Source organism: Microcoleus pseudofavosus SVA1_A4 (assembly GCF_036700565.1).
Classification (GTDB): domain Bacteria; phylum Cyanobacteriota; class Cyanobacteriia; order Cyanobacteriales; family Microcoleaceae; genus Microcoleus.
In genome coordinates this window covers 1-5,661 of record NZ_JAUBPE010000146.1, presented here as the reverse complement: position 1 = coordinate 5,661, position 5,661 = coordinate 1, and the positions used below count along the sequence as shown (strand labels likewise).

The window sequence follows — 5,661 nt, the reverse complement described above, 5'->3', positions numbered from 1 at the left end:
TACTTAAATGGCTTAATTGGTAGACCTCGAAAAACTGCACAAGTATAAATACTTATCGCAAAAGTGACATGCTCCCATTGGGAGGTGATACTAAACGGCAGTTTCGTCTACTTTTGGTGACATTAAAGACATCAGGGACAAAAAAACACGGTTTTCTTGCCTTTCGTGGGCTGTGACTGGTAAAATAAGTATCAGAAGAAGGCAGTTCTGACTCTCTCCCCAGCCTATGTACGCCCTCAAGCTAGAACTAAAACTCAACAATTCGGAACGTACAAGGATGGCGCGACACGCCGGTTACGCTCGATTTTGCTATAACCTAGCTCGTACCCTTTACTTGGGCGTGATGGATATCAAAGTCAGCCGTACTCGAAAAATTGCCCTCATCAAAAAAACCTTCACAAACTTTATCAAAAAACAACCAGAATATCAATGGACTAACACTTTATCATCCCGCGTTTATCAAAATGCTTTCATTGCCTTCAATAGCGCCCTAGAACGCTTTTTTAACGGTGTCAGTGGCTTTCCTAATTTCAAACGCAAGAAATGTGAGGACTCCTTTACCGTAGACAGCAGCAATGGGCCAATATTTCTGATGGCCCGCAAGCAGATCAAAATTCCCACATTGGGAACCTTTCGCCTGAAAGAAGCTATCCGGTACAACTGTTGCTCTCAAACATTTACCATCAGCCGTACAGCCGACAAATGGTATGTCAGTTTTACAATAAAAGCTGACAAAATCCCCCCTTTGTATCATGAAGTATCCGAACCGACAGGCATAGATTTAGGAGTTTCCACCTTTGCCACCTTGAGTGACGGTACGGTATACCAACTGCCAGATTCCCTAAAAACAGCGAAAATCAAGCTAGGGAAACTACAGTATCGGAATCGTCACCAGCAATTAGGAAATAGAAAAGTTGGTATCAAAACCTCGAAAAACGCTCGGAAATTTTATCGAAAGCTTGCTAAACAACACGCCGATATTGCCAATAGGCGACGGGATTTCTTGCAGAAAACAACGACAGAAATAAGCAAAAAGTACGCTCACATCTTTATAGAAGATTTGAATATTTCTGGCATGGCAGCAAATCACAAGCTGGCTGCTTCAATTTTAGATTCAGGGTTTTATGAATTTCGACGAGAACTCATTTATAAATCTCCCATCTACGGCACTGTTGTCGAAGTGGTAGATAGATGGTATCCTTCATCTAAAACTTGCTCAAAGTGCGGTAACATTCAACCGATGCCACTTTCGGAGCGAGTGTTTGTTTGTGAGGCTTGTGGTAACAGTTGTCATCGAGATTTGAATGCCGCAATTAATTTAGCGTCGGTCTCAAGAAATAGAGTAAGGATGGCTAGTCCTGAATTAACGCCTGTTGAGTAGAAGGAGCCGACTCCCTACGCAGACACAGGAAGTAAGTTTTAAGTGTCCGAGATGTCAGTCTTGTCCGCTTTATGTAAATCTTATGTAGCAGTAAGCTATTCTACGACATTTGTAGCGATCGAACATATGGCAACTATCAACGACAACTACCTCAAACTCAAAGCCGGCTACCTGTTTCCCGAAATTGGGCGCAGGGTGAAAGCCTATGCAGAAGCCAATCCCGAAGCGCCCATCATTCGGCTGGGGATTGGCGACGTGACTGAACCGCTACCGGCTGCTTGTCGGGAGGCGATGGTGGCGGCGGTGGAAGAAATGGGTTCGCGGGATACCTTTAAAGGATACGGCCCGGAACAAGGTTATGAGTGGCTGCGGGAGAAAATTGCCGAGCACGATTTCAAGTCGCGGGGATGCGATGTTGATGCTTCGGAAATCTTTATTTCTGATGGTTCTAAATGCGATTGCGGCAATATTCTCGATATCTTTGGCAACAATAACACGATCGCAGTTACCGATCCTGTTTATCCGGTGTATGTAGACACTAACGTGATGGCCGGACATACGGGAGATGCGAACGAAAATGGCGAATACGGCGGCTTAGTTTACCTGCCAATTACAGCAGAAAACAATTTTACTGCGGAAATTCCCACCGACAAAAAAGTCGATTTAATTTACTTGTGTTTTCCGAATAACCCGACGGGGGCAACTGCAACCAAGGAACACTTGCAAGCTTGGGTAAATTATGCTAAAGCTAACGGTTCGATTATTTTCTTCGATGCGGCTTACGAAGCGTATATTACCGATCCGAGTTTACCGCATTCTATCTACGAAATTGAAGGAGCGCGGGATTGTGCGATCGAATTTCGTTCTTTTTCCAAGAATGCTGGTTTCACGGGTACTCGCTGCGCGTTAACAGTTGTACCGAAGACTTTGACTGGAAAAGCAGCAGATGGTTCCGATGTGGAAATTTGGAAGTTGTGGAACCGCCGCCAATCTACTAAGTTTAACGGAGTTTCTTACATCGTGCAGCGCGGTGCTGAGGCGGTTTATTCTGAGGCAGGCAAGGCACAAATTCAGGCATTAGTCAATTTTTACATGGAAAATGCTGCGATTATTCGAGAGAAATTGACAGCGGCGGGAATCGAGGTTTTTGGTGGCGAAAATGCACCTTATGTGTGGGTGAAAACGCCTCACGGTTTGTCGAGTTGGGATTTCTTTCAGAAGTTGCTGGAAACTTGCAATGTGGTGGGAACTCCTGGTTCTGGTTTTGGTGCGGCGGGCGAGGGTTATTTCCGCATTTCGGCGTTTAACAGTCGGGAGAATGTGGAAGAAGCGATGAGACGAATTGTGGAGAAGTTTAAGGTGTAATCTCATCTCCTGCTTAAACCTAAAAGCCGCCAGCCCGCCAGGGAATGAATTCCCTGGCTAATAGCGAAAGTCCTCTGAAGAGGACTAATGAGTTTTTCAGTCCTCTTCAGAGGACTTTAGCTTTGAGACAGGGGTTTCAACCCCTGGCGGACTGCCGGAATCAGCGAAAAAGCATTAATTTAATATGTTGTGGAACAGGCCGGAAAGCCTGTTCATGAAAATAGTAAAAAATGTGAGTTATAATCTAAAATGATGGTGGCTCAGCCTTTCAATAAAAAATACCAGCTAACACCAGGAGTTTTTATGCACTTGCTACGAGTTCAAGTTCCTGATTTTCGGGGTTTGAAAAATATAGACATCACTTTTGAAAAGGATTTTGTTCCTAAGATTTTTCCGCTTGGTAGTCAAAATGGCGGCGGGAAAAGTACGCTGTTGCAGTTAATTTTTGTGTTGCTGCACTGTTCTGTGGATGACGATAAAAAACGGTTTTTAGAAAACCTGCTTCAGGGATTTAAAATTTTGGATGAGGAAGAAAAAATTTTAGCAATCATTGATATTTGGGATGGAGAAAAAATTGTCAAACTTGAATTTTATTGTAAAAACTTTTCTTTTCTAGAAGGAGCGGCTCCACTCGAGTATGAATTCGAGCATGAATATAAAAATTCCGAAAATATGATTATATGTTATGTTGAAAAATTTAGAAAAGAAATATCTCACGACGATACAATAATAACAATCACAGTGTTAAACTGTCATGTTAACAATCAAAAAAAGGAGCAAGCAAAATTTTTCTTAGATAAGGTATCGCGTAAAACATTTCTAGCCGCTCCTTCAACACAGATTTTTTTATTTCTTCCGCCCGATTCTAGAAAACTCTTATTTGGTCACTCAAGTAATGGAGACAAGAATTATTACGCGATACTTGAATCTGCAAGATCTGAATTAAATGGCTTGTTTACCTATGACTTCCTTGCTGTGGAGCTACTTATTGAATCATTTAAAGCTGCTCGCGATCGCGACTTCAGAGAAGCCATCAAGACAGGTAACTACGGGAACAGCTATCAATCTCTAATTAAGGAATTAAATCTGCTATTGGGAAATAAAAGGATAAATGTAAATGAAGACTTGTCGGGTGTCAACTTTCAATTGTATAATAATGGTGAAACTATAGAACTATATCCAGAAGATTTAAGTCACGGCGAACTCAAAAGACTCAGCATTTATATATGGCTCAAGTCTCGCCACATAGAAGATGCTATTGTTTTGATGGATGAAGTTGAAATTGCTTTTCATCCAGATTGGCAATATCAAATTATATCAGACCTCCAAGAGTGGGCGCCCAGCAATCAATATATTCTGGCAACTCACTCCTACGCATTGTGTGAAGCTCTGACACCAGCTCACGTTAAAGAAATTGAGCCAAAACTGATCAAACAAGAATCTAATATTACAAATGAGTCTTAGTCCAGAAGAGCTAAAAAAACATTGCGAGGCAATTCTTCAGTCTCGCAGAATTAAAAACAAAATTGTGGTATTGTGCGAAGGTGATATTCGGAAGACGCAGGGTAGAGAGTCACCTCAAGCTTATAAAGCAATGGAGCAAATGCCTGATGCCAACTTTTATAAGGCTTGCGTTCCGACATGGTGGAGACAGAAGTTACCAGAATTTTTCAACTGCGGCGATCGCAAAGATGTATTAGACACCTACTTTACTCTTTCAATATTACACGAAAAGGATACCACTAATTCATATTTAGATCCCGATCGACTTTTTGCAATGATAGATTTAGACTTGCAACTGCAAACGATCGACAATTATATTTTTACAGATACAGAAGCTATTTTTCGCAGTCTTTACGAAAAATCGGAGGTGAAAGAGCAAAACGCAGCACAGCACCGGATCTGGATTACAGGTTTGATTCATAAAGAAGCATATTTTCTGACACCTGAACTTCAACCAATATTTGACAATTGTTGTAACGAGCCGATTTATCAGGGGAATTCTGCGGTACTCGCAAATATTTATCTGGATATGGCTGATGCAATTTGTAGCGACTTAGATTTACAGAACAACCTACAGAGAGCCTTCGATCGCATTAGTTACTGTTCGGGATTAGATTGTACCGAAATTACAGCATTTCAGGCTTCGTGGAAAGAGCGGTTTCAAAATGCTGTAGATGAAACGCATAGGAATCAGTCGATCGCTGTTTTGCTGACAATTAAAAAAGCTAAGGATTATTGGCATCAAATTAAGCCATCCGGTGACTTTAGCCGGGAAGATTGGGTATTTAGAGAGCAACTCTCGTTAGAAATTGGGAGATTTTATTCAGAGCAAAGTAGCGATGTTAAGTCTCATATTCCTTTTTTTTTCAAAACATTGTATGAGTTCGTTTAAATAAAACGCCTCAATTATAATATTCCATTTTCTATCCATCAGCATCGCTAGGAAAACCAAATTGGTCTGGTAATTCAGCAGAGGTAATTTGCAGAATCTCTAGCAACTTCTTGTATTGAACAGGCGTTAGCTTCGGTACAGATCGTCCCGATTCCCAGTTGCTTACCGTCATTTCCGTAACTCCAAGTGCTTTTCCTAGCTGTTTTTGAGTCATAAACCGCTTAACTCGGAGTCTCTTTAGTGGCGATCGCTCGGATTTTTTAAACATTTCCATAAGCTAATTGACCCTTACCGTAAATTGATTTACGCTTACCCTAAATTGATTTACGCTTACCCTAAATTGATTTACGCTTACCCTAAATTGATTTGCTCTAGGCAAATACAGAAACATCAGATAGTATTGTTTAAACAAATTGTGCTTACGGGAATAGCGGTCTTTTCTTTAATTAGGGTTTGCTGAATAATCGATCGCCACCCAAGAGCAGGAGCTCACGATATCTGAAAGCTCAGTTAAAGATAA

Annotated in this window: 5 protein-coding genes; 4 read left to right on the top strand and 1 reads right to left on the bottom strand. The window is 41.3% G+C overall.

All coding sequences use genetic code 11. From position 1 onward, the window contains the following. Positions 1 to 226 precede the first annotated feature (226 nt). From QUA02_RS32640 to QUA02_RS32625, 4 genes are all read left to right on the top strand, one after another. Complete coding sequence (locus QUA02_RS32640) at positions 227 to 1,381, top strand: RNA-guided endonuclease InsQ/TnpB family protein (protein WP_333033868.1); 1,155 nt, start codon at positions 227 to 229, stop codon at positions 1,379 to 1,381. Between the two features lie 126 nt (positions 1,382 to 1,507). Then, positions 1,508 to 2,746: an LL-diaminopimelate aminotransferase gene (locus QUA02_RS32635; protein WP_333033869.1), complete on the top strand. Its 1,239-nt coding sequence runs from the start codon at positions 1,508 to 1,510 to the stop codon at positions 2,744 to 2,746. A 249-nt stretch (positions 2,747 to 2,995) separates the two neighbouring features. Beyond that, complete coding sequence (locus QUA02_RS32630; RefSeq protein WP_333033866.1) at positions 2,996 to 4,210, top strand: AAA family ATPase; 1,215 nt, start codon at positions 2,996 to 2,998, stop codon at positions 4,208 to 4,210. Continuing rightward, positions 4,200 to 5,141: a hypothetical protein gene (locus QUA02_RS32625; protein WP_333033864.1), complete on the top strand. Its 942-nt coding sequence runs from the start codon at positions 4,200 to 4,202 to the stop codon at positions 5,139 to 5,141. Before QUA02_RS32630 ends, QUA02_RS32625 begins: the two co-directional genes overlap by 11 nt. A gap of 31 nt (positions 5,142 to 5,172) precedes the next feature. Here QUA02_RS32625 and QUA02_RS32620 read toward each other — a convergent pair whose 3' ends face one another. Continuing rightward, positions 5,173 to 5,415, bottom strand: a complete 243-nt coding sequence (locus QUA02_RS32620) for a helix-turn-helix transcriptional regulator (RefSeq protein ID WP_333033863.1) — start codon at positions 5,413 to 5,415, stop codon at positions 5,173 to 5,175. Positions 5,416 to 5,661: the final 246 nt, after the last annotated feature.